Source organism: Trebonia sp. (assembly GCF_049794275.1).
Taxonomy (GTDB): domain Bacteria; phylum Actinomycetota; class Actinomycetes; order Streptosporangiales; family Streptosporangiaceae; genus Trebonia.
In genome coordinates this window covers 1-1530 of sequence record NZ_JBARCR010000361.1, presented here as the reverse complement: position 1 = coordinate 1530, position 1530 = coordinate 1, and the positions used below count along the sequence as shown (strand labels likewise).

The window sequence follows — 1530 nt, the reverse complement described above, 5'->3', positions numbered from 1 at the left end:
CGGTGATCTGGGCATTTACTCGGACTCCTCGGCGGGCGTACTCGATGGCCAGTGAGCGGGCGACCAGTCACCCTCTGGGTCAGTGGTTTGGCCTACTTCGATCAGATGACCGTCGGGATCGCGGATGGAGCAGCGCTTCTCGTACTGGTGCTGTTTCGGCGGCGTCAGGAATTCAGCACCCCGGGCGCTCCATTCGGCGTACACGGCCTCGATGTCTTTAACCCGGATATTGAGGAAGCTGCTGACCCGGTCCGGATCGCGCGGCGTCTCCAGGGTGACCGCCGGCTTGTCGTCGGTCGGTCCTCCGCCGGCATTGATGACGATCCAGCTGTTGGCTAGTGCAACATTGACCGGATCTCCGGGAAAGGCCACCCTGCCGCCGAGTACTTCGGTGTAGAAGCGCCGAGAGCGCTCGACATCGTCCGAGACGATGAAGTGGGCCAGCAGAATTCCTTCTGGGGGCGGTGGCAGCTCGGCCATCCGGGCACCTCCACTGGTTAGGTCTCACACCCGCTCCACGACAGGGGCCCGCAGCCGACGCTACTACAAGCTAAGCGTTCGATTACCTTCCACGTCCGCGTGGCGATCCGGACCGCGGGCGGCGGCAGAGGCGACGCTGTCCCCTGCGCTGTAGACAGGTAAGCGCGCTTCAGCTGTGATGGCGCACGTATGCGAGGGACTCCGAAACGTTGCCGTCCGATTCACATGCCCGGTGCATGTGCAGGTAGGAGACCGTCCCGGCGACCAGCGTGCACCGACTCAACATTGGCGAGGACCTCGACTCTACGAGACCCGCGAACCCTAGGTCAGCGAGACGCATCGCTCGCGAACCTCGAGGTCATGAGCAAACTCGGGTAGAAAGTCGAGGTCGATCGCCGGAATGCCGTTGTTTACGCTCGTCACTGACCCCGGCCCGGTGAACGACCGACGGACCCGGTATTTCTAGCTGAACGTAGCCAGCATCGGATGGCCCTGATCAGCGCGGCGGCCACGCCTGAGCGGGTTCTGGTCCGGCTTGGTGGCACGGATCGGGAGCTGGCCGGACCGCTCCTGGCCGGCAGGCCAGGGTGCCGGCCAGGGACTTACACGGGCGCGACGGCCCGGCCCCGGCGTGACCCTAAGGTCAGTGCCAACTCACCGATGGCCATAAAGGCCCGGGCGCGATCACTTCCGGGCAGGAGAAGAGACAGTACCCGGACGGCACCGTGGCGGTGGGGCGGGCTCAACCTGAGCATGCTCGGCGGGGAGCTCACCGGGCCGCTCGTGACGTGACCGGGAGAACCGGTACGCCCAAGGAGAAGGGAAAGTCATGAGTCTCATCGACGAGGCGCTGAGCGCCAACGCAACCATCGCCAACGACTACGATCCCAGCCGCGGGAAGCCGCCAGCGCCTAAGATCGCGATTGTCACCTGTGCGGATCCCCGGCTCACCGACATCGAGCAGATGCTGGGTCTTGCCCACGCCGATGTCGACATGATCAGGAACTTCGGCACCGTGATCGATGACGACGCGGTCCGGTCGCTTGTTCT

General features: G+C 64.6%; 1 protein-coding gene and 1 pseudogene. One reads left to right on the top strand and one right to left on the bottom strand.

The genetic code is table 11. The features are described 5' to 3' along the window. Positions 1–15: 15 nt before the first annotated feature. Positions 16–480, bottom strand: coding sequence for a VOC family protein (locus WA805_RS09915; protein WP_425242192.1), 465 nt, complete (start codon positions 478–480; stop codon positions 16–18). 829 nt (positions 481–1309) lie between these two features. Between WA805_RS09915 and WA805_RS09910 the strand changes: the two are divergent. After that, positions 1310–1530, top strand: a pseudogene (locus WA805_RS09910) (carbonic anhydrase); the annotation flags it as partial.